At 67.7% G+C, this 21,192-nt stretch carries 23 protein-coding genes; 7 read left to right on the forward strand and 16 right to left on the reverse strand.

Annotation, left to right across the window (positions count from 1 at the left end; genetic code table 11):
• Positions 1–281 precede the first annotated feature (281 nt).
• The 6 genes from aceE (at position 282) to fabF (ending at position 8,232) form a co-directional block, all read left to right on the forward strand.
• On the forward strand, positions 282–3,035 hold the full coding sequence (gene aceE, locus GVV86_RS04350) for a pyruvate dehydrogenase (acetyl-transferring), homodimeric type (protein WP_159801559.1): 2,754 nt from the start codon (positions 282–284) through the stop codon (positions 3,033–3,035).
• A 142-nt stretch (positions 3,036–3,177) separates the two neighbouring features.
• Positions 3,178–4,431 (forward strand): PucR family transcriptional regulator, encoded by a 1,254-nt coding sequence (locus GVV86_RS04355; RefSeq protein WP_159618225.1) that lies wholly within the window; start codon positions 3,178–3,180, stop codon positions 4,429–4,431.
• Between the two features lie 93 nt (positions 4,432–4,524).
• Positions 4,525–5,487, forward strand: coding sequence for an ACP S-malonyltransferase (locus tag GVV86_RS04360; protein WP_159801561.1), 963 nt, complete (start codon positions 4,525–4,527; stop codon positions 5,485–5,487).
• Positions 5,484–6,551: a beta-ketoacyl-ACP synthase III gene (locus GVV86_RS04365; RefSeq protein WP_159801563.1), complete on the forward strand. Its 1,068-nt coding sequence runs from the start codon at positions 5,484–5,486 to the stop codon at positions 6,549–6,551. The genes GVV86_RS04360 and GVV86_RS04365 overlap by 4 nt, the downstream gene beginning before the upstream one ends.
• Positions 6,552–6,630: 79 nt before the next feature.
• Entirely contained in the window at positions 6,631–6,876 is a 246-nt protein-coding gene (locus GVV86_RS04370; protein ID WP_120165357.1) for an acyl carrier protein, read from the forward strand.
• 120 nt (positions 6,877–6,996) lie between these two features.
• Positions 6,997–8,232 carry a beta-ketoacyl-ACP synthase II gene (gene fabF, locus GVV86_RS04375; protein WP_159618231.1) on the forward strand — a complete coding sequence of 412 codons (1,236 nt, stop codon included), beginning with the start codon at positions 6,997–6,999 and terminating at the stop codon, positions 8,230–8,232.
• A gap of 179 nt (positions 8,233–8,411) precedes the next feature.
• Here the strand turns inward: fabF and GVV86_RS04380 are convergent, their stop codons facing one another.
• The 6 genes from GVV86_RS04380 to GVV86_RS04405 all read right to left on the reverse strand — a co-directional run bounded on the left by GVV86_RS04380 (position 8,412) and on the right by GVV86_RS04405 (position 14,201).
• Positions 8,412–8,915, reverse strand: a complete 504-nt coding sequence (locus GVV86_RS04380) for a DUF3145 domain-containing protein (RefSeq protein WP_120165355.1) — start codon at positions 8,913–8,915, stop codon at positions 8,412–8,414.
• Positions 8,916–9,143: 228 nt separating this feature from the next.
• A complete protein-coding gene (locus GVV86_RS04385) occupies positions 9,144–10,097 on the reverse strand; it encodes a tyrosine recombinase XerC (protein WP_159801681.1) in 954 nt (317 codons plus the stop codon).
• 38 nt (positions 10,098–10,135) lie between these two features.
• Complete coding sequence (locus GVV86_RS04390) at positions 10,136–11,065, reverse strand: methylated-DNA--[protein]-cysteine S-methyltransferase (RefSeq protein ID WP_343206281.1); 930 nt, start codon at positions 11,063–11,065, stop codon at positions 10,136–10,138.
• 53 nt (positions 11,066–11,118) lie between these two features.
• Positions 11,119–12,309, reverse strand: coding sequence for a DNA-processing protein DprA (gene dprA / locus GVV86_RS04395; protein WP_159801567.1), 1,191 nt, complete (start codon positions 12,307–12,309; stop codon positions 11,119–11,121).
• Complete coding sequence (locus GVV86_RS04400) at positions 12,306–13,844, reverse strand: YifB family Mg chelatase-like AAA ATPase (RefSeq protein ID WP_159801569.1); 1,539 nt, start codon at positions 13,842–13,844, stop codon at positions 12,306–12,308. The genes dprA and GVV86_RS04400 overlap by 4 nt, the downstream gene beginning before the upstream one ends.
• Entirely contained in the window at positions 13,845–14,201 is a 357-nt protein-coding gene (locus GVV86_RS04405) for a YraN family protein (RefSeq protein WP_159618576.1), read from the reverse strand.
• A 221-nt stretch (positions 14,202–14,422) separates the two neighbouring features.
• On the opposite strand from GVV86_RS04405, the gene GVV86_RS04410 reads away from it, so the two are divergent.
• A complete protein-coding gene (locus tag GVV86_RS04410; protein WP_159618241.1) occupies positions 14,423–14,635 on the forward strand; it encodes a hypothetical protein in 213 nt (70 codons plus the stop codon).
• A gap of 57 nt (positions 14,636–14,692) precedes the next feature.
• Here the strand turns inward: GVV86_RS04410 and GVV86_RS04415 are convergent, their stop codons facing one another.
• From GVV86_RS04415 to GVV86_RS04460, 10 genes are all read right to left on the reverse strand, one after another.
• The gene (locus GVV86_RS04415) at positions 14,693–15,019 is read right to left on the reverse strand and encodes a DUF2469 domain-containing protein (protein WP_120165348.1); all 327 of its coding nucleotides are present in this window, start codon (positions 15,017–15,019) and stop codon (positions 14,693–14,695) included.
• Between the two features lie 7 nt (positions 15,020–15,026).
• Positions 15,027–15,752 (reverse strand): ribonuclease HII, encoded by a 726-nt coding sequence (locus GVV86_RS04420; RefSeq protein WP_159801571.1) that lies wholly within the window; start codon positions 15,750–15,752, stop codon positions 15,027–15,029.
• Positions 15,752–16,615 (reverse strand): signal peptidase I, encoded by an 864-nt coding sequence (gene lepB / locus GVV86_RS04425; RefSeq protein WP_159618245.1) that lies wholly within the window; start codon positions 16,613–16,615, stop codon positions 15,752–15,754. The genes GVV86_RS04420 and lepB (GVV86_RS04425) overlap by 1 nt, the downstream gene beginning before the upstream one ends.
• Before the next feature lie 91 nt (positions 16,616–16,706).
• Entirely contained in the window at positions 16,707–17,378 is a 672-nt protein-coding gene (lepB, locus tag GVV86_RS04430; protein ID WP_425483357.1) for a signal peptidase I, read from the reverse strand.
• A gap of 10 nt (positions 17,379–17,388) precedes the next feature.
• The gene (rplS, locus tag GVV86_RS04435) at positions 17,389–17,748 is read right to left on the reverse strand and encodes a 50S ribosomal protein L19 (protein WP_120165344.1); all 360 of its coding nucleotides are present in this window, start codon (positions 17,746–17,748) and stop codon (positions 17,389–17,391) included.
• 206 nt (positions 17,749–17,954) lie between these two features.
• On the reverse strand, positions 17,955–18,752 hold the full coding sequence (gene trmD / locus GVV86_RS04440; RefSeq protein ID WP_159618249.1) for a tRNA (guanosine(37)-N1)-methyltransferase TrmD: 798 nt from the start codon (positions 18,750–18,752) through the stop codon (positions 17,955–17,957).
• A complete protein-coding gene (gene rimM, locus GVV86_RS04445) occupies positions 18,752–19,360 on the reverse strand; it encodes a ribosome maturation factor RimM (protein WP_159801573.1) in 609 nt (202 codons plus the stop codon). The genes trmD and rimM overlap by 1 nt, the downstream gene beginning before the upstream one ends.
• Positions 19,361–19,478: 118 nt before the next feature.
• Complete coding sequence (locus GVV86_RS04450; protein ID WP_120165341.1) at positions 19,479–19,724, reverse strand: RNA-binding protein; 246 nt, start codon at positions 19,722–19,724, stop codon at positions 19,479–19,481.
• Between the two features lies 1 nt (position 19,725).
• Complete coding sequence (gene rpsP, locus GVV86_RS04455) at positions 19,726–20,127, reverse strand: 30S ribosomal protein S16 (RefSeq protein WP_159801575.1); 402 nt, start codon at positions 20,125–20,127, stop codon at positions 19,726–19,728.
• A 130-nt stretch (positions 20,128–20,257) separates the two neighbouring features.
• Entirely contained in the window at positions 20,258–21,187 is a 930-nt protein-coding gene (locus tag GVV86_RS04460; RefSeq protein WP_159801577.1) for a VOC family protein, read from the reverse strand.
• Positions 21,188–21,192 lie beyond the last annotated feature (5 nt).

Consider the following 21,192-nt stretch of genomic DNA (forward strand, 5'->3'; position numbering starts at 1 on the left):
ACACCGCGCCCCCCTTACCCGCCGCCGCGGGCCCATCGACCGTCCGACGCCGCCCTGCCATGGCGTCCGGCGGCGGGCCGCCGCCGCCCTGCCATCCGCGGTTTCGCCCAGCGCGAAGCCGCGGCTACGCATCCGACCCGCCGCGGCGATAGAGTGATTCGGTGAACGGCCTCGGTTAATCAGCCCCCGGCCGGACCTGCACAATCATTCGGGCAATCGATCCGAAGCACGAAGTCATAAGCGTCGCTGACAACATCGGCGACAAGTGGAGAGGTTTTCGCGTGGCTGCAGAAGAAGGTACGGCAGATATTTTGAGTGGTCTGACCGTGGGCAAGCCCGATGGCGACCCTGAGGAGACGGCTGAGTGGATCGAGTCCCTCGATCAGCTCATCCGCACCCAGGGCACCGAGCGGGCGCAGTACATCATGCGTTCGCTGCTCCAGCGGGCAGGAGCCCAGAGCGTCGGCGTTCCGATGGTGACCACCACGGACTACGTCAACACCATCCCCGCCGACCAGGAGCCCGAGTTCCCCGGGGACGAGGAGATCGAACGCAAGTACCGCGCATGGATGCGCTGGAACGCGGCGGTCATGGTGCACCGGGCCCAGCGGCCGGAGATCGGCGCGGGCGGGCACATCTCGACCTACGCCGGCGCGGCCACGCTGTATGAAGTCGGTTTCAACCACTTCTTCCGGGGCAAGGACCACCCGGGCGGCGGCGACCAGGTGTTCTTCCAGGGTCACGCCTCTCCCGGCATGTACGCCCGGGCCTTCCTCGAAGGGCGCCTCACCGAAGAGGACCTCGACGGGTTCCGGCAGGAGAAGTCGAAGGAGGGCCACGCGCTCTCCTCCTATCCGCACCCGCGGCTCATGCCCGAGTTCTGGGAATTCCCCACCGTGTCCATGGGCATCGGCCCGATGAACGCCATCTACCAGGCGCAGTCGAACCGCTACCTCCACAACCGCGGTATTAAGGACACCTCCGACCAGCAGGTCTGGGCGTTCCTGGGCGACGGCGAGATGGACGAGCCCGAATCGCGCGGCCTCCTGCAGCTCGCCGCCAACGAGAACCTCGACAACCTGAACTTCGTCATCAACTGCAACCTGCAGCGCCTCGACGGCCCGGTGCGAGGCAACGGCAAGATCATGCAGGAGCTCGAGGCGTTCTTCCGCGGCGCCGGCTGGAACGTCATCAAGGTCGTCTGGGGCCGCGAGTGGGACTCGCTGCTCGAGAAGGACAATGACGGCGCGCTGGTGGAGATCATGAACACCACCCCCGACGGCGACTACCAGACCTTCAAGACCGAGTCCGGCGGATTCGTCCGGGACCACTTCTTCGGCAAGTCGCCGGCCACCAAGGCGATGGTCGCGGATATGACCGATGCGCAGATCTGGAACCTCAAGCGCGGCGGCCACGACTATCGCAAGGTGTACGCGGCATATAAGGCGGCCACCGAGTTCAAGGGCAAGCCCACCGTCATCCTCGCCAAGACCGTCAAGGGTTACGGCCTGGGCCCGCACTTCGAGGGCCGCAACGCGACCCACCAGATGAAGAAGCTCACCCTCGAGGACCTGAAGGCGTTCCGCGACCACCTGCGGATCCCCGTCACCGACGAGCAGATCGACAACGACCTCTACAACCCGCCGTACTACCACCCGGGCCCCGACGCGCCGGAGATCAAGTACCTCCTCGAACGGCGCAGGGAACTCGGCGGCTCCGTCCCCGAACGCCGCACCAAGCACGCCGAGATCACCCTGCCTGGCGACAAAGCCTACGAGACCGCCAAGCGCGGCTCCGGCAAGCAGCAGGCCGCCACCACCATGGCCTTCGTGCGCGTCCTCAAGGACCTCATGCGGGACAAGGAGTTCGGCAAGCGGATCGTGCCCATCATCCCCGATGAGGCCCGCACCTTCGGCATGGACTCCTTCTTCCCCACGGCGAAGATCTACAATCCCAAGGGCCAGAACTACCTGTCCGTGGACCGGGACCTCGTCCTCGCCTACAAGGAGTCGATCGAGGGCCAGATCCTGCACGCCGGCATCAACGAGGCCGGCTCCGTCGCCGCCTTCACTGCAGCCGGAACCGCGTACGCCACACACGGCGAACCGCTGATCCCCGTCTACGTCTTCTACTCGATGTTCGGGTTCCAGCGGACCGGCGACTCCATCTGGGCGGCCGCCGACCAGATGACCCGCGGCTTCATCATCGGGGCCACCGCAGGGCGCACCACGCTGACCGGCGAGGGCCTCCAGCACGCCGACGGACACTCTCCGATCCTGGCCTCGACGAACCCGGCCGTCATCACCTACGACCCGGCCTTCGGGTACGAGATCGGCCATATCCTCCGGGACGGGCTCAACCGGATGTACGGCGAGAACCCGGGCGGCTCCGAGTCCGAGCGGAACCTCATGTACTACCTCACGGTCTACAACGAGCCGTACGTGCAGCCGGCCGAACCCGAGGAGCTCGACGTCGATGGCCTGCTCAAGGGCATCTACCTGCTCAAGCCCGCGAAGGTCGACGGTCCGCGCACGCAGCTGTTGGCCTCCGGCGTGGCAGTGCCCTGGGCCCTCGAAGCCCAGCAGATCCTCGCCGAGGACTGGGGTGTATCCGCCGATGTCTGGTCGGTCACGTCCTGGAACGAACTGCGCCGCGACGGGCTCGCCGCCGAGGAGGATGCGTTCCTGAACCCCGGCGCTGAGGCCCGCAAGCCGTTCATCACCCAGCAGCTCGAGGGTGCCACCGGCCCGATCGTCGCCGTCAGCGACTTCATGAAGGCCGTGCCGGACCAGATCCGGCAGTTCCTGCCCAACGAGTTTGCCACCCTCGGCGCCGACGGGTTCGGGTTCTCCGACACCCGCGCCGCCGCGCGCCGGTTCTTCAAGATCGACAGCCACTCGGTCGTCGTCCGTGCGCTGGAGATGCTCGCCCGCCGCGGCGAGGTCGACAGCAACGCCCCGCGCGATGCCATCGAGAAGTACTCGCTGCTCGACGTGAACGCCGGAACCACCGGCAACACCGGAGGCGAAAGCTGACCCTGCTCAAGGGGTCCCCGGGTCTGACCCGGTGACGGCGGGCGGTGGACGCAAGTCCACCGCCCGCCGTTGCGTTTAAGCACTTTCTTTGTAGCTGTCCCACAAAATGGAGCTTCCCGGGGGAAAAACGTATGCTCGGTTCATGCCGCTCCCCGACAGCCCTGCTTCCCCGCCCCGGACCGCCGGGGCCGCCAGAGGGTCATCGGCGGCACCGCCGGATCCCGACACCGTGGAGCGGCTGCGCTCGAAGATCGGGGCCCTCTCCACGGCCACCCTGAAGCAGCTCGACTCCGACCTCCCCTGGTACCGCGGGCTGCGCCCCGACGAACGCTCGGCGCTGGGCATGGTCGCTCAAAAAGGCATCGCTTCCTTCGTCAACTGGTACCAGCGGCCCGTCTCCCCGGCCTGGGTGCTCAGCGATGTCTTCGGCACCGCCCCGACGGAGCTGACACGCTCGATCAGCCTGCAGAAGGCGCTCCAGCTGATCCGCGTCGTGGTCCAGGTGGTCGAGGACCAGGTGCCCTTCCTGGCGCCGCCGGCCGATCAGGCGCCGCTGCGCGAGGCGGTGCTCCGCTACTCCCGCGAGGTCGCCTTCGCCGCCGCCGACGTCTATGCCCGAGCCGCCGAGACGCGCGGATCCTGGGACACCCGGCTCGAGGCCCTTGTGGTCGATGCAATCCTGCGCGGTGAAAGCTCCGATGCCCTGCGCTCCCGCATCGCCGCGGTCGGGTGGAACGCCACCGGCCGCATCACCGTGATGGTGGGCAGCGCCCCACCCGAACCCAACGCCGGCTTCCTCAACGAACTGCGGCGCGTCACCGGGCGGCTGGCGGAGGACACCCTCGTCGGTATCCAGGGCGACCGGCTCATCCTGGTCCTCGGCGGTGTGCACGAGCGCGATGCCTCCTACGCCCGCCTCAGCGAACTGTTCGGGCCGGGGCCGGTGGTGTACGGCCCGGAAGCGGAGTCCCTCGTCGCGGCGAGCAGCTCCGCGCAGGCCGCCTTCGCCGGCCTCACCGCCGCAAAGGCATGGCCGACCGCGCCCCGGCCGGTGTCAGCGGAGGACCTCTGGCCCGAGCGCGTCGTCTCCGGTGACGACTCGGCGCGGAAGGCCCTGGTCCACAACATCTACCTGCCGCTGATCAACGCCTCAAACGGCCTTGAACAGACCCTTTCCGCCTACCTGACGCTGGGGCACTCCCTCGAGGCCACCTCACGTGCGCTGTTCGTCCACGCCAACACCGTTCGGTACCGGCTGCGCCGGGTCTGTGACGTCACCGGATGGGACCCGCTGCTCCCCCGGGAGGCGTTTGTCCTGCAGACGGCCCTGGTCGTCGGGCGGCTCTATCAGCCCCCCAAGACCTCCCCGGAGCGGTCGCCGACCCGGTCCGGTTAGGGCTGGACCTTGTAGAGTTCCTACAAAGCGTCCGCCGCAGCTTGGTTAGACAAAACACCCGAGAAAGCACCGCCGATTTGGAAAGCTGGAAACGTGCTCGCAATCGCCTGCCCCGGCCAGGGGTCCCAAACGCCAGGATTCCTCAGCCCGTGGCTTGAACTGCCCGGCGTCGCCGGTCACCTCGCCCTCCTCAGCGACCAGGCCGGCGTGGACCTGGTCAAGCACGGCACGGTTTCCGACGAGGACACCATCAAGGACACCGCCGTCGCCCAGCCCCTGATTGTTGCCGCTGGGCTGGTCGCGGCCCGGGTGCTCCTCGAGAACCGCCCAATGACCGCCGGGACCGTCGTGGCGGGCCACTCGGTGGGTGAGCTGACCGCCACCGCCATCTCGGGCGCACTCACCGAGGCCGATGCGATCGCCTTCGTCCGCGTCCGTGCCACCGCCATGGCCGAGGCCGCCGCGGCCGTGCCCTCCGGCATGAGCGCCGTCCTGGGCGGCAATCCCGACGACGTCGCGCAGGTCCTGGACCGGCTCGGCCTCACCGCGGCGAACGCCAACGGCGGCGGCCAGGTGGTGGCCGCCGGGACGTTTCAGCAGCTCGCCGCCCTCGCCGCCGATCCCCCTGCCAAGGCCCGGGTGATCCCGCTGAAGGTCGCCGGCGCGTTCCACACTTCGCACATGGCCCCGGCCGTGACCGCGCTTGAGGCCCTGCGCCCCTCGCTCACCCCTGCCGAACCCCTGCCGACTCTGCTCTCCAACTACGACGGGCAGCCGGTGAGCACAGGCGAGGCGAACCTTGACAGCCTCATCGCCCAGGTGTCACGCCCGGTCAGGTGGGATCTGTGCATGGCGTCAATGCAGGAAATGGGGGTGACCGGCATGCTGGAGCTCGCCCCGGCGGGGACCCTGACGGGGCTGGCGAAACGCGGAATGCGCGGTACGGCCGCATTGCCCGTAAAATCTCCGGAGGACCTCGACGCAGCCCGCGCCTTCATCGACGAGCATTCGCGTCTCCTGGATACCGACTCATCCCTGGCAGAAGGACATCAGTGAGCACTCCGGCTCTTCAGCAGGCCCCCCTGCGCGACTACACCCGCATTCACGGCGTCGGGGCGTACCGGCCCGAGGTAATCGTCACCAATGACGACGTCGTCCAGTGGATCGATTCCTCCGACGAATGGATCCGCCAGCGCACGGGCATCGTCACCCGGCACCGCGCTCCACGCGACGTGAGCGTCATCGACATGGCCGAGGCGGCCGCGCGCGAGGCCCTGGCCAACGCCGGCATCGACGCGAAGCAGCTCGGCGGGGTGCTCGTCTCCACAGTGACCCACCCCTACGCCACTCCCTCGGCGTCCGCGCAGCTCGCGGACCGTCTCGGTGCGACCCCCGCCCCGGCGTACGACATCTCCGCGGCCTGCGCAGGCTACTGCTACGGGATCGCGCAGGCCGACGCCCTCGTGCACGCCGGTACGGCGGAGTACGTCCTGGTCGTCGGCGTTGAAAAGCTCTCGGACTTCATCGACAACTCCGACCGCACCATCTCCTTCCTGCTGGGTGACGGCGCGGGCGCCGTCGTCGTCGGCCCGTCGACCACTGCGGGCATCGGCCCGTCGGTGTGGGGCTCTGACGGCAGCAAGCACGAGTCGATCCGCATGACCCGGTCCCTCATTGACATCCGCGACTACTCCCTCGGCGCCCTCGCCGCTTCGGACGGCGACGTCGAAGCCGCCGACCCCGCCGCGGAGCAGGCCTCCCTGTGGCCCACCATGCGCCAGGACGGCCCCACGGTCTTCCGCTGGGCGGTGTGGGAGATGGCCAAGGTCGCCCAGCAGGCACTCGACGCGGCGGGCATCACTGCCGACGACCTCGCGGCCTTCCTGCCACACCAGGCGAACATCCGTATTATCGATGAGATGGTCAAGCAGCTGAAGCTTCCCGAACACGTGAGCGTGGCCCGTGACATAGTCGATGCGGGGAACACCTCCGCTGCGTCAATTCCGCTGGCCATGCACCGGCTACTGAAGGAACAGCCGGAACTGAGCGGCGGGCTCGCCCTGCAGATCGGTTTCGGAGCCGGGCTTGTCTTCGGCGCCCAGGTCGTCGTCCTTCCCTGACTTTCCACGCCCAAACTGCCAACGGCGGTTTGACCCAACCACGCCGGGACAGCCCGGCAGTAACAGAAAAGGAGCCACTATGGCTAACAACGAAGAAATCCTGGCCGGTCTGGCCGAGATCGTCAACGAGGAAACGGGCCTCGCTCCCGAGTCCGTCCAGATGGATAAGTCCTTCACGGACGACCTCGACATCGACTCGATCTCCATGATGACCATCGTCGTCAACGCCGAGGAGAAGTTCGGCGTCCGCATCCCCGACGAGGAAGTCAAGAACCTCAAGACCGTAGGCGACGCTGTCACCTTCATCGCCGGCGCGCAGGCGTAGCACCTGCTCCGCGAGGAGCGACGGCGGCAGCCTCCGGCCCGAGCGCCGGAGGCAGCCGCCCACACCCTGGGTTCCCGCCGGAAGGCGTGAACCGACCCAACGCTTTGAAAGAGTGACCCCATGCCCCGCAAAGTAGTCATCACCGGCCTCGGTGCGACAACGCCCATCGGCGGTGACGTGCCAACCATGTGGGCGAACGCCCTCAAGGGTGTCTCCGGTGCTCACACCATCGAGGCCGACTGGGTCCAGAAGTACGAACTGCCCGTCACGTTCGCGGCCCAGATCTCCACACCGGCCACCGACGTCCTCACGCGCGTCGAGGCCAAGCGGATGGATCCCTCAACCCAGTTCGCCGTTGTCGCCTCCCGGGAAGCCTGGCGCGACTCCGGCATTGAAGAGGTCGACCCGGACCGCCTGGCCGTTGCCTTCGCCACCGGCATCGGCGGAGTGTGGACCCTGCTCGATGCCTGGGACACACTGCGCGACAAGGGCCCCCGCCGCGTCCTGCCGATGACCGTGCCCATGCTGATGCCCAACGGCCCGGCCGCCGCCGTCAGCCTCGACATCGGAGCGCGCGCAGGCGCGCACACCCCCGTCTCGGCCTGCGCCTCGGGCACCGAAGCCCTCCACCAAGGCCTCGAACTGATCCGCTCCGGCAAGGCCGACGTCGTGATGTGCGGCGGGGCCGAGGCGGCGATCCACCCCATGCCGATGGCCGCCTTTGCCTCAATGCAGGCCCTCTCGCGGCGCAATGACGACCCCGAGCACGCCTCCCGGCCCTACGACCTCAACCGGGACGGTTTCGTCATGGGTGAGGGCGCCGGCGCCCTGGTGCTCGAGGCCGAGGAGCACGCCCTCGCCCGCGGCGCCCGCATCTACGGCGAACTGGCCGGCACCTCCGTCACCGCCGATGCGTACCACATCACCGCGCCGGACCCGGGCGGACTGGGCGCCACCCGCGCCCTCAAGGCCGCATTGTTCGACGCGCGGGCCCTGCCCTCGGACGTCGTCCACGTCAACGCCCACGCCACCTCCACGCCGGTCGGTGACAAGCCCGAGTACATTGCGCTGAAGGAAGCGCTCGGCTCGCACGTCGGCAACGTGGCGGTTTCAGCCACCAAGTCGCAGACCGGCCACCTCCTCGGCGCCTCGGGTGCCGTCGAGGCTGTCATGACCGTCATGTCCGTGTACGACCGGAGCGCTCCGGTGACGATCAACCTGGAGAACCAGGACCCGGAGATCCCCCTCGACGTCGTCACCTCCGAGCGCAAGCTTCCCGACGGAGACATTGTCGCGCTGAGCAACTCGTTCGGCTTCGGCGGCCACAACGCCGTCGTCGTCATTCGGAACGTCTAGCCCCGCTAGCACGAGAGAAGGGCACCCCCATCCGGGGGTGCCCTTCTCTCGTGCTATGGACTTTTGCGCTGTGGACTTTTTGCTGTGGACTTTTGTGTTGTGGAATTGCGGCCGGGCTTCGGCTTGAGTGCCCGATGCCCGACCGGGCGGATGCCTGGCTGGCCGCTGCAGCGTGCCTGTTAGCCGACCTGGTGGAGCCAGCGGACGGGAGCGCCTTCGGCTGCATGGCGGAACGGCTCGAGTTCTTCGTCCCAGGATTCGCCGAGCGCCAGGGACAGCTCGTTGTAGACGGCCGAAGGATCGCCCGCGCCTGCCTCGTAGGCGTAGCGGATGCGGTCCTCGGAAACCATGATGTTCCCGTGGACGTCGGTGGTGGCGTGGAAGATGCCGAGCTCGGGGGTGTGGGACCAGCGTCCGCCGTCAACTCCGGCGCTCTGCTCCTCGGTGACCTCGTAGCGGAGGTGCGCCCAGCCGCGCAGTGCCGAGGCAAGCTGCGCTCCCGACCCCTGGGGGCCTGTCCAGGCGAGCTCGGCGCGGTGCATTCCGGGCGCGGCCGGCTGAGGCCTCCAGTCCAGGTCCGCCCGCTTGTCGAGCACCGACCCAATGGCCCACTCGACATGAGGGCACAACGCGGAAGGGGCTGAGTGCACGTACAAAACACCGCGGGCCATCACAACAGACATTCCATCCTCCATAGCTTTAGGTACGTCTTCCCCAACGACCTGCATGGCAGATGAAACGGTGCAGCTTTGCGTGTGCTTTGACGACACTGCCCTATGTGCAGTGTGCCGGATGACTAACTAGGAATCATTGTGCCGTACAACTCACCGGAGCGCCACTGTAACTACTCAGGTAATTGTAAAAACTACTTGCTTTCCGGCGAGCCCCATAATTCCGTTCCACCGGACGTACTATGCGCGGGGATGTGACTGCTCGTAACTCCGGCGCAACCGGTCCACCGAGACGTGCGTATAGATCTGGGTGGTGGCAAGGCTGTTGTGGCCGAGAATTTCCTGCACTGCCCGAAGATCAGCGCCGCCGTCGAGGAGGTGTGTGGCCGTGCTGTGGCGGATGGCGTGCGGCCCCGAGGCCGAAGTTCCGCCGAGCGCGGCGAACAGTTTTTGGACGATGCTGCGCACCGCGCGCTGGTCGATCCGGCCGCCGCGGCGGCCGAGGAAGACGGCCGGTCCGCTGGCTGCTGTGGAGAACTGGGAGCGGCCGCGCCGCAGCCAGTCATCCAACGCGTGGGCCGCAGGCACTCCGAAGGGAACCGTCCGCTCCTTGTTGCCCTTGCCGAGCACCGTGAGGGTGCGCCGCTCAGTGTTGAGGTCGTCGATGTCCAGTCCGGTCAGCTCTCCGACGCGGATGCCGGTGCCGTACAGGAGTTCGACCATAGCCCGGGCCTGAAGGGCGCCTCCCTCCCCCGCCGCAGCCGCCTCCTCCAGGGAAGCGAAGATAGAGTCAAGCTGGGCACGGGTGACGACGTGGGGCAGCGACTTTTCCCGTTTCGGCGCCCGCAGCCGGAGGGCGGGGTTGACCGAAATCAGTTCTTCGCGCTCGGCCCAGGCCATGAAGCTGCGGGCCGTCGCCGCGCGGCGGGCGATGGTTGAGCGGGCCAGCCCCGAACTGTCGAGCGACCCCAGCCACGCCCGGAAGTCGCTGAGCTCGACGTCCTCAAGTCGTTCGGTGCCCCGGCCCTGGACGAAGCCCAGCAGCAGTTCGAGGTCGGTCAGGTAGGCCCTGACCGTGTGCTCCGAGCGGTTCCGTTCGGCCTCAAGGTACCGCCTGTACCTGTCGACCGCGTCGGCGAACGACGGTGCGAGGTCGGCCGGGGGCTTGCCTGAGGGAGTCTTCGAGACAGCGATGTCCAGCTCCCTTCCGGCTTTGTACAGTTCTCGGACCTCTACTCTGCTCCTTCCTGGTGACCGCGTCCAACAGGCGCTCCGGCCACGAGGTCCCTTTGTTTTCTGGTGGATCTCCCTCGCCCGGCGGCGCCCCCCGAGGGGCCCGCTCCCGCCATAGCTCTCAGGGCCGAACCCTGCGCCGCAGCGCCCCCCGCAGTTTCCCCGGCCACGGGCGCCTTGCTTTCTGCTGGGCTTGTCGCCGTGCTCTCTCCGCCAATGACAGTCGCACTTTCCGCTACTGTGACCGGCCCGGCCGCGATCCCTGGATTACCTACTTCCCCGGCAGCGCTCCGTGCTGCTTTGACCCCCTCCGAAACGGCCGCTCCTTCGAGGTCAAGCAGGAACCGTTTGGCGTCGATCCCAGCCGCATATCCCGCGAGCGCCCCGTTTCCCGCAACGACCCGGTGGCCGGGGATGAGGATCGACAGGGGATTCGCCCGTACCGCGGCACCGACGGCCCGGCCCATGGCGGGGTTACCCAGTGCCGCGGCGATGCTTCGGTAGGTGCGTGTCTGACCGTAGGGAATTCGAGCGACGGCGGCCCATACCCGATGCTGGAATCCCGTGCCTGCTGGGAGAAGCAGCAGTTGGAAGGAGCGCCGGGCTCCTGCGAAGTACTCTTCGAGCTGTCGGGCTGCGTCGAGCAGGACTACGCCCGCATCCCTTCCCATAGAGCCTCCGTGCTCCCTTGGTACGATTCCGCTCGATTCCGTGCCCGCGGTAGCGCTCGGCTCGCTGCCTGGTGGGGCCCCTGCCTTCGGGTGTCCGGCATTCTGGTGAGCCGGCCGGTGTTCCTGCCAGGGCTCCCCCAGCAGCACCACTCCGGGCTGCGGGTCGTGCCGTTCGTGGTAGGCGCCGACGAGGCCGCCTTGTGCCGCCACAAGAATCAAGCCGCCGATAGGACTTTCAATTCGGTAATGCTGTCTCATAGCAGATTCTCCTCATTCTTCTTGAGGTGCAGGATTTTTTGCGGTTTCTTCAGTCAGCATTTCGGTGCCCGCCTCCACCCGTCCGGGCCGCGGAGGGCAAGGCCTGCGAGCTCGAGGCGTGCCAGCCCGGCTAGGACGTCCCGTGATCCGAGCCCGGCCACTGAGGCGAGCTTGTCGATGGGGGAGTAGATCCTCAGCGGGAGGGCATCGAGCAGGAGGATGTCCTGGACGGCCAGTCCATCGTGGTCGCTGGACGGAACGGACACCTCGGTCTCAGGGTGGGTCCCGAGTGGACCAGCGAGCTCAGCCACCTCGGACGCATCCGTCACGCAGATGGCGCTGCCGTCCCGGAGGAGCCGGTGGCAGCCAGCGGAATTTGCTGAGTAGACCGAGCCCGGGACGGCTCCCACTGGGCGCCCGAGCCCGGCGGCGTGGTGGGCAGTGTTGAGGGCACCAGACCTCCACCGGGCCTCCACGACAACCGTCGCGGCACCCAAGGCTGCGATGAGCCGGTTCCGCGCCAGGAAGCGCCATCGGGTAGGGGAAGAACCCGGCGGAACCTCCGAGATGACGAGTCCATCCCGCGCGACGGTGCGCAGCAGTTCCTCGTTGCCTGCCGGGTAGTAGCGGTCCACGCCGCAGGCCATGACGGCGACCGTCGGAGGCTGGGCCGTCCCTGAGGTCCCCAGCGCCGCGCGGTGGGCCTGGGCATCGATGCCGTAGGCGCCGCCGGAGAGAACGGTGAGGCCCTTCATGGCCAGGCCGGATGCCATTTCGGCCGTGACCGAGACACCGTAGTTGGTGCTGTCGCGGGATCCCACGAGCGCCACCATCCGCTGGAGCGGGGGTACCTCAGCCGGTCCGCGGACCCACAGGCACACCGGTGCTGCAAGCTGGAGGTCCTCGAGGGCGGCCGGCCAGTCCTCCGCTTCAGGGGTCAGCAGGCGCCCGCCGAATCGAGCCAGGGTCGCGAGGTCCCGCTCGGGGGCCAGATCGTTCCGGCGGGGTGCCCAGCGTTCGAGCGCGCGGTCAAGCAGGTGGCCCCGGCTGTCGCCCGGCGCGAGCAGCTCCTGGATCTCCTGCCTCAGGTCGCCGAACGCGCTCAGACCTCCGGTGGCAATGCGGAGTGCATCAAGAGGACCGGCCGCGGCCACCAGGGCGAGTCCGACGGCGTCCGAAGGTTCGAACAGCCGTGACAACGCTGCGCGCGCGATCGCGGTACTGCTCTCCTGGGCGGCGTTCATGCGGCACGCTCCTGCAGACGGAAGCCCAGCGCCACCGACACGTCATCGGGGTCGGGGCGAACGTGTCCGGCGAGATCCGAAACGGTCCAGGCGACCTTGAGCACCCGATCCCAGCCTCGGGCGCTGACCAGGCCGCGTTCCAGGGCCCCGTCCAATGCTGCAGTCACTCTGCGCGGCAGGCGGAGTTCATCCCGCAGAATTCTGCCCCGAATCTCGGAATTCGTTGAACAGCCCCAGCGGGAAAGCCGCTGAGCCTGTGCGCTCCTTGCCGCGTGCACCCGAGCAGCAACGGCGGAGCTGCTCTCCCCTGCCGTTCCGCTGACATAGTCGTTCAATGCAACCCTGTTAACGCCAAGCTGCAGGTCGACCCGGTCGAGCAACGGACCGGACAGCCGGTTGAAATAGCGCCGGCGCTGCTGTGCCGTGCACTGGCATTCAGTACCCTTGCCCGAGGCCAGGCCGCACGGGCACGGGTTGAGGGCGAGCACGAGCTGGAACCGGGCGGGATAGGCTGCCGTTCCCGCCGACCGGTGGAGCACCAGGGAGCCACTCTCAAGCGGCTCACGCAGGGCCTCAAGCACCCTCCGCTCATACTCGGGCGCCTCATCGAGGAACAGCACGCCCCGGTGCGCGCGGGAGGCCGCCCCGGGTCGAGGTATGCCACTTCCACCTCCGATGATTGCTGCCGCCGTCGCCGTGTGATGGGGGCTCTCAAAGGGCGGCCGCCGCCGAAGGGTATTGCACGGCGTACCGCTGAGCGAGTGAATGGCCGTGACCTCCATGGCGTGCTGGTCATCAAGGTCGGGCAGGATGCCAGGCATCCGTTCGGCGAGCATCGTCTTACCAGCACCGGGTGGACCAACCATCATCAGGTGATGGGCGCCGGCGGCAGCGACCTCCAGGGCGAACCGTGCCTCAGCCTGACCTGCAACATCCGCAAGATCGCGTTGCGCTCCGGCATCCGGCAGGGCAGGGTCCGCCTCCTGCTGCTCGGGCTCACTTCCACTGAGCGACTGCACGGCAGCAGGATCGGCACCGTATGCCAGAAGCACCTCGGCAAGGGAACGGTAACCCCATACCGCGGCGCCCGGCACGAGTGCGGCCTCCGCGCGGTTGCCGACGGCCACGACGACGTCGCTGTATCCTGCGGATACGGCCGCCATGACCGCCGGAAGGACGCCTCGGATGGGGCGGAGGCGCCCGTCCAGGCCGAGTTCGGAGAGGAACACCGTGCGTCCGCAGCCCCGAACGTCTCCCGCGGCAGCCAGCGCCGCCATCACGATGGCAAGGTCGAAACCGGAACCACGCTTGGGAAGCGACGCAGGGACGAGGTTCACGGTGATCTTGCGGCGGGTAAGGGGAACCCCGGCGTTCCGTGCGGCCGCCCGGATCCGGTCCTTCGCCTCATTCAGGGACGCGTCAGGCAGGCCAAGGAGGACGAACGCCGGCAGGGTCTGGCCGATGTCGGCTTCGACCTCCACGATGTAGCCGTTGAGCCCTACCAACGCGACCGAGTACGTGCGGCCCAGCGCCACCTAGATCACCGCCCGGATGTGTTCGATCTGGGGAGTGCCCGCACCGTCATCGAGGATGGCCACGGCATCAACGCGGAAGCCGGCGAAGCGCTGCCGGTGCGCCCGGGCCCACTTGGAGGCCAGCACATAGAGCCGCTCCAGCTTCGCCGTGCTGATCGCCTCCAACGGGTGCCCGAAATCCTGGGAGCTGCGCGTCTTGACCTCGACGATGACCAGGGTCGCTCCATCCACCGCCACCAGATCGATCTCCCCGGTGGGACAGCGCCAGTTCCGGTCCACCACCTGCAGCCCCCGCGCTTCAAGGAACTCCGCAGCGGCCGCCTCGCCGCGCCGTCCCAGGTCATCCTTCGCCGCCATCGACGCCACCTCCACCACCAGCATGGGAGGTTCCCGAGTGAATCCGACCCGCTGTAGCCGCTATGTGGATAACCCGTCGGTCCGGGTCGGCTGCGGCCCAGCGGGCAAGCCAAAGCTACGCCAAGGAAGAATGCAGTTGACCGGCGCCATGAAGCTCGAAGGCGAGTAAGCTCGCATGCTATAAAACCGGCTCATCAACCGCGCACGAGGAGGGACCAGCAATGACACCCATCGAAGACAGGACGGCCGAAGGGTCGGAGGCGGACCAGCTTGAGCAGCGGGCCCCGGTCGCTGCGGACAGCGGCGAGGATGATGCCGGCGCCGGAGTTTTCGCCGTAGGAAACGGTGGCTCGGAAGCCGACGTCCTTGAACAGTCGGTCGACCTGCCCGAGGATTCCGATTCGGAGTACCCGCGGGACAGCGACGAGGAATAGCCGCGGCTGAGGGTCGGCCCGGCGCTGCGGACGGGCGCGGCCGCCAGAATTGGAAGACTAGCCCCCCAGCGGCCCGTCCTTGGGCAGAGCGAGGTCGTCCGACTTCGAGAGCTCCTCGACATTGACGTCCTTGAACGTGATGACCCGGACGTTCTTCACGAAGCGCGCCGACCGGTACACGTCCCACACCCAGGCGTCCTGCAGGGTGAGGTCGAAGTAGACCTCACCGTCCGCGGAGCGTGCCTGCAGGTCGACGTGGTTCGCAAGGTAGAACCGCCGCTCGGTCTCGACGACATAGCTGAAGAGACCCACGACATCGCGGTACTCCCGGTACAGCTGGAGCTCCATGTCGGTTTCGTAGTTTTCAAGATCTTCGGCGCTCATGAATCCATCATCCCCCAATTTCGACGCCGGGGACTCCCGGCCGTTCGGTGCTTCCCAGCCGCCAGGACCGGCGGTGGTAGTCGGTTGGTCCGCGGCCGTCGATGGCGGCCCGGTGGGCGGCCGTCGCGTAGCCCTTGTTGACCTCCCAGCCGTACTCCGGGTGCTCCCGGGCCAGCGATGCCATCAGGGCATCCCGCTCGACCTTGGCCAGAACGCTCGCGGCCGCCACGCTGAGGCAGTCGAGGTCGGCCTTGATGCGGGTGGTGACCGGCGAGTCGCAGCCGGTGGGCTCGGGCCCGGTGTCGAAGAGGCTGCCCTGACCGCCCGCCGAGAGCCAGTCATGGTTGCCGTCGAGGATGACGGCGTCGGGCCGGACGGTCGCCGAGACCTGCTCCCACGCCCGGTTGCCCGCCGCCCGGAGGGCGGCCATCAGCCCGTCGGCGTCGATCTCGGCCGCACTCGCATGCCCGACGCCGTAGGCGGCGGCCCAGCGACGGATCCGCGGCACCAGGGCGGTCCGCTCGCCGGCCGAAAGGAGTTTGCTGTCCCGCACCCCGCGCAGTACCCGAGCCGCATCGAGGTCGATCACCACCAGGCCCACCGAGACGGGACCGGCAAGCGCCCCGCGGCCCACCTCGTCGCACCCTGCGACATACCGGTGGCCGGTCGATGTGAAGGTGCGCTCGAAGGACAGGGTGGGTGCCTTGGAACGGGCGGTGCGGACCGAAGCCATCAGTTCCCCGATGCGCCTTCGGCCGGTGCGGGGATGTTCTCGAACACCTCGGGGTAGCTGTCGAGGACGGAGGCGTTGCCGAGGGGCCAGGCGATGACGGAGGCCTTGCCTTCGATGGCGTCGACGTCGATGAACCCGCCGTCCTTGTCCTGGTTGGCCCGCGAGTCTGCCGAGGCGTTGCGGTGATCCCCCATCACCCAGATCTCGCCCTCGGGGACGGTGACGTCGAAGGGGGTGTCGGACGGCGCGGCCCCCGGGAAGAGGTACGGCTCGTCGAGCGGTTCCCCGTTGACGGTGATGCGCCCGTCGGCGTCGCAGCATACGATTCGGTCGCCCTCGAGCCCGATGACGCGCTTCACGAGGTGCTGCTGCGACTCGTCCGGGGCGAGCCCCACGAACACGAGCGCTTCGCTGAGCCAGCTGGTGTCGGAGTCGGCCGCCGCTTCGGGGAGCCAGCCTTCGGTGTCCCGAAACACGACGACGTCCCCGCGCTCGAGGGCAAAGGGCTCGGGCACGAGTTGGTTGACGAAGATCCGGTCGTCGATCTGGAGCGTGTTTTCCATTGACCCCGAGGGGATGAAGAAGGCCCGGAAGAGGAAGGTCTTGATCAGGAAGGACAGGACGAGGGCGATGACGACGATCGTCGCGATCTCCTTGAGCCAGCCGAGGAAGCCGCCGCCCTTGCCGCCGGAATCCTTCGCTGCGGCCCTGGACCCTGCACCGGCAGAAGATCCAGCACCGGCAGCCTCCGGGCCCGTCGCTGCGCCGTCGGCGGGTACGGCGTCGGGTCCGGCGGGGGTGGCACCGGCCGGCTGCGGGCCGCCGGCTCGGGCGGCCGACTTCCAGTGGAAGCGTCGTGGCATTTAGGAATTCCTCTGCATCTTGGCCGGCGGTGGAGCTGCCGTTCTGTTCCTGGTGAATCTCTGGTGCGTTCCGCTCAACGCCCTCCCCCGGTCATTCGATGGCGCCGGCCCGGTCCAGCGGCCACACCAGGTGCTCCGCCCGCCCCAGGACGCGCTCCTCCGACACGAATCCGCCGCCCGGAGCGCCGAGCAGTGCGCGCGAATCGGCCGATTCGGAGCGGTGATCACCCATCACCCACAACCTACCCTCCGGAACGGTGACGTCGAAGGGAGTCTCGCTGGGCGCGTCGCCAGCGGAGATGTACGGCTCGTCGAGGGCCCTTCCATTGACGCTCACCCGGCCATCCTCCCCGCAGCATTTCACCTGGTCGCCGCCGACGCCGATGACCCGCTTGACGTAGACGGTATCCGACCCGCGCAGCCCAAGCCACTGCCCCACCATCCCTGCGGCCTTCTGGGCCGTACTGCGCGGATCGCTGATCGGATCGAAGGACCCGCGTCCGTCAAAGACGATCACGTCGCCCCGCTGGATCGGCCGGTCGCCGAAGGCGCTTTTGCTGACGAGGATGCGGTCGCCCTGGCGCAGCAGGGGTTCCATCGAGGCCGACGGAATGAAGAACACGTCGATGACCAGCGCCCGCAGGACGGAGGTGAGCACGATGGCGAGAATCAGGACCGGTAGCACAAAACGCCAGCCCCACACAGGAGACCGGCGTTTTGTGTGCTCCCGGGCCGCGGGCCCGGGAGCTTTGTCTTTCCGCACCAAAAACGGGTTACTTGACCGTCTTGGGATCGCGCTTTTCCTTGATCTTGGCTGCCTTGCCGCGCAGATCACGCATGTAGTACAGCTTGGCGCGGCGCACGTCACCCTTGGAGACGACCTCGATCTTGTCGAGGACCGGGGAGTGAACCGGGAAGGTACGCTCCACACCGACACCGAAGCTGACCTTGCGGACGGTGAAGGTTTCGCGGATGCCGTCACCCTGGCGTCCGAGAACGAAGCCCTTGAAGATCTGAACACGGGTGTTCTTGCCTTCAATGATGTTCACGTGGACGTTGATGGTGTCGCCGGCGCGGAAGTCCGGGATGTCGTTCCGGAGTGAACCGGCGTCGACCGAGTCGAGAATATGCATCTTTATACTCCTGGTGAACGCCACAGGTCATTCACGTTGGTCGCAGCGGTCAAGGCCGGTGAAGCAGGCAATTACCGCCGAAGAGAGTTAGCCGGCTGCACCGCTACCCGGGGCCGGCGTGCCGAGCTGTTGGCTGCGCTCCCCCTGTGGCAGGGGCGGGCCCAGCAGGCACAAGCCCCAATTATTCCATAGAGAACAGGCAGGGGCTAATCTGCGGCGTCCGGGCGGGGTACGAGCCGCCCGTCCACGATGTCGATGCCCGCCTTGGCCAGGGCGCTACGGTCGGCCGCGGTGAGCGAGGGGACGTCGATGGCGTCCAGCAGGTCCGGGCGCCGGGCGGCAGTGCGGAGGAACTGCTCGGTGCGGCGGAACTCGGCGATCTTCGCGTGGTTGCCGCTGAGCAGCACGGGTGGGATGCCGCGGCCGCGCCAGAAGGAGGGCTTGGTGTAGACGGGGTATTCGAGCAGCCCGTCGGCATGGGACTCCTCGACGAGGGATGCGGGGTTGCCGACGACGCCGGGGATGAGGCGGCCGACGGCCTCGACCATGGCGAGCACCGCCACCTCTCCCCCGTTGAGGACGTAGTCGCCGAGGCTGACCGGCAGCACGTCGAAGGACTCCGACGCCCAGTCCAGCACGCGCTCGTCGATGCCTTCGTAGCGGCCGCAGGCGAAGACGAGGTGCTCGCGCGCAGCGAACTCGTGGGCCAGAGCCTGGTTGAACACCGTCCCGGCGGGTGAGGGCACCACCAGGAGGGGACGCGCGCCCGCCGGACTCTGCTCGGAGATTGAGAGAAGGGAAAGCGCCCACGGTTCGGGCTTCATGACCATTCCTGCGCCGCCCCCGTATGGGGTGTCGTCAACGGTGCGGTGCTTGTCGACGGTGAAGTCCCGCAGGTCGTGGACGTGCACATCGAGCAGGCCGTCCTTCCGGGCCCGGCCGATCAGGGAGACATCGAGGGCCGCCAGATACTCCGGGAAGATCGTGACGACGTCGACGCGCACTATCGGCCTTCCCCGGCCGCCCGGGTCGCTTCGTCGGGCAATCCGTTGACCCCGCCGTCCAGCTCGTCCTCGCCGTCATCCGGCGCCGAGTTGGAGCCGGGCAGGTTCAGCTCGAACAGGCCGGCGGGCGGGTTCACCGTGACGAACCCTTCCCCGGGGTTCACCTCGGGGACGATCTCCCCAACGAACGGAACGAGGACCTCGTGGCCGTCGGCGAGCTCGACGACGAGCAGGTCCTGGACGGTCATGGTGCGAAGTGCCGTCACCTTCCCGACGACGTTCCCCTCATGGCGCACGTCGAGTCCCACGAGTTCGTGTTCGTACCAGGCGTCGTCGTCCTCATCGTCGGTGGTGTCGCTGTCGATGAAGAGGGTTCCGCCGCGGAGGGTCTCGGCCGTATTGCGGTCGGGCACCTGCTCGAAGGCAACGATGAGCGTGTCCTTGTTCCAGCGGGCCTTGGCCACCGTCAGTTCCGGCAGCGCGATGCCCTCGGCCCTGAAGACCGCCCCGGGCTCGAAGCGGTCCTCAGGAGCGTCGGTGAACAGCTGGACGGTGACCTCACCCCGGATTCCGTGGGGCTTGCCGATCCTTGCGACGAGTACTTCCATGGTGCTGCTCCTGCGCTCCCGTGAGGGACATCGGGGGTGGAAAAATTCTTGGCCAAATGGGTTCGGCCCCATCACCATCTGTTGGTGAGGGGCCGAACGGTAAAGCAGGGGTGCGGGCTCAGGCGTGCCGGCGGTCGGTGTCGACGACGTCGACCCGGACCGGCTCGCCGTCCGCAAGTGCTGAAACGACGGTGCGCAGGGCGCGTGCCGTGCGGCCCTGGCGGCCGATGACACGGCCCAGGTCCTCCTGGTGGACCCTCACTTCGAGGGTCTCGCCGCGGCGGTTGCTCTTTGCGGACACCTGGACATCGTCCGGGTGATCCACGATGCCGCGGACGAGGTGCTCCAGCGCTTCAGCAAGCAACTTACTCGGCCTCGGGTGCTTCCGCAGCCTCGTCGGCCTTCTTGGCCTTGGGGGTGATGGCCTCGTGGACGATCACTGAACCCTTTTCGGGAGCAACGAATGCTTCCTTGGGTGCCTTGGTCCGCAGAGTGCCTTCCTGGCCCTCGAGGCCCTTGAACTTCTGCCAGTCACCGGTGATCTTCAGCAGTGCCGAGACCTGCTCGGTCGGCTGGGCGCCGACGCCGAGCCAGTACTGCGCACGGTCGGAGTTGATCTCGATGAACGAGGGCTCCTCGGTGGGGTTGTACTTACCGATTTCCTCGAGGGCACGGCCATCACGCTTGGCGCGCGCATCCATGACGACGACACGGTAGAAGGGTGCGCGGATCTTGCCCATGCGCTTGAGGCGAATCTTTACGGCCACTTGTGTGGTCACTCCTTGATAATGAAAGGGGCGAACCCGTCATCCTGCTCCCGTGGGGCGGGCCATTCGAAGGGGTTCAAAGGACACAATTCACGCACAGAGAGAGGGGCTGCACGGATCGAGTACGAATCTATTGTGCCAGACGGTGGGGTGTTTGGGCGATTCCTGCGGCGGGCGCGCCTCCAACGACCCTAATGCTGTTGTTCCACGGGTCGCGGAAGCGCAGTTCCACCCCCGTCGAGTGCCGCTCGATGCCCGCGAACCGCAGCCGGTCCGCAAGTGCGTCGACGTCGTCGGCGGCCGGCACGGTGATGAGGACCTCGCCGAGCCCCAGGGTGTCCTGCCGCGGCCCGGCCCCGCGGCTGTTCCAGACATTCATCGCCATGTGGTGGTGGTAGCCGCCGGCGGATACGAAGAGTGCCTGCCCGTGCCAGCCCGCCGTGCGCTCGAAGCCGAGGGTATCGACATAGAAGGCCTGCGCGGTGTCGATGTCCCCGACCTGGAGGTGGACGTGCCCGACGCCGGCGCCGGCCTTCCGCAGCCCGCCGGCGGCCGCTTCGGTCAGGTGGTCGGTGAGGTACTGAGCCGGAGGCAGGGCCCGGTTGTCCATGATGATGCTCCGGGACGGGCCGGTGCCGGTCCACTGCCACGTCGTCCGCGGTTTGTCGAAGTACAGTTCGATCCCGTTGCCTTCGGGGTCGGTGAAGTAGAACGCCTCGCTGACGAGGTGGTCGGCGCTTCCGACATACCGGCTGTCCGGATGGCGTGCGGCGCTGGCCACCGTGGCCGCGAGATCCGTCCGGCTGCCGAACAGCAGGGCGGTATGGAACAGGCCCGCCTCCGTCGGCGCCGGAAGGCGGAGCCCGGCGGCCGGGGCGAGGTGGAGCAGCGGGGTGGACCCGCGCCCCAGGTACAGCCCGGCCGGGTCACGGCCGTCGGGTCCGGCAAGCTGCTCGAGGCCAAGGGCGTCGGTGTAGTAGCGGGCCATGGCATCCAGGTTGCCGACCTTGAGCGTGACGGTTGCCATTCCGGTGTTCTGCGGCAGCAGATCGATGGGCATGGTCT

The sequence above is a fragment of the Arthrobacter zhaoguopingii genome (assembly GCF_009828595.1).
GTDB lineage: Bacteria > Actinomycetota > Actinomycetes > Actinomycetales > Micrococcaceae > Arthrobacter_D > Arthrobacter_D zhaoguopingii.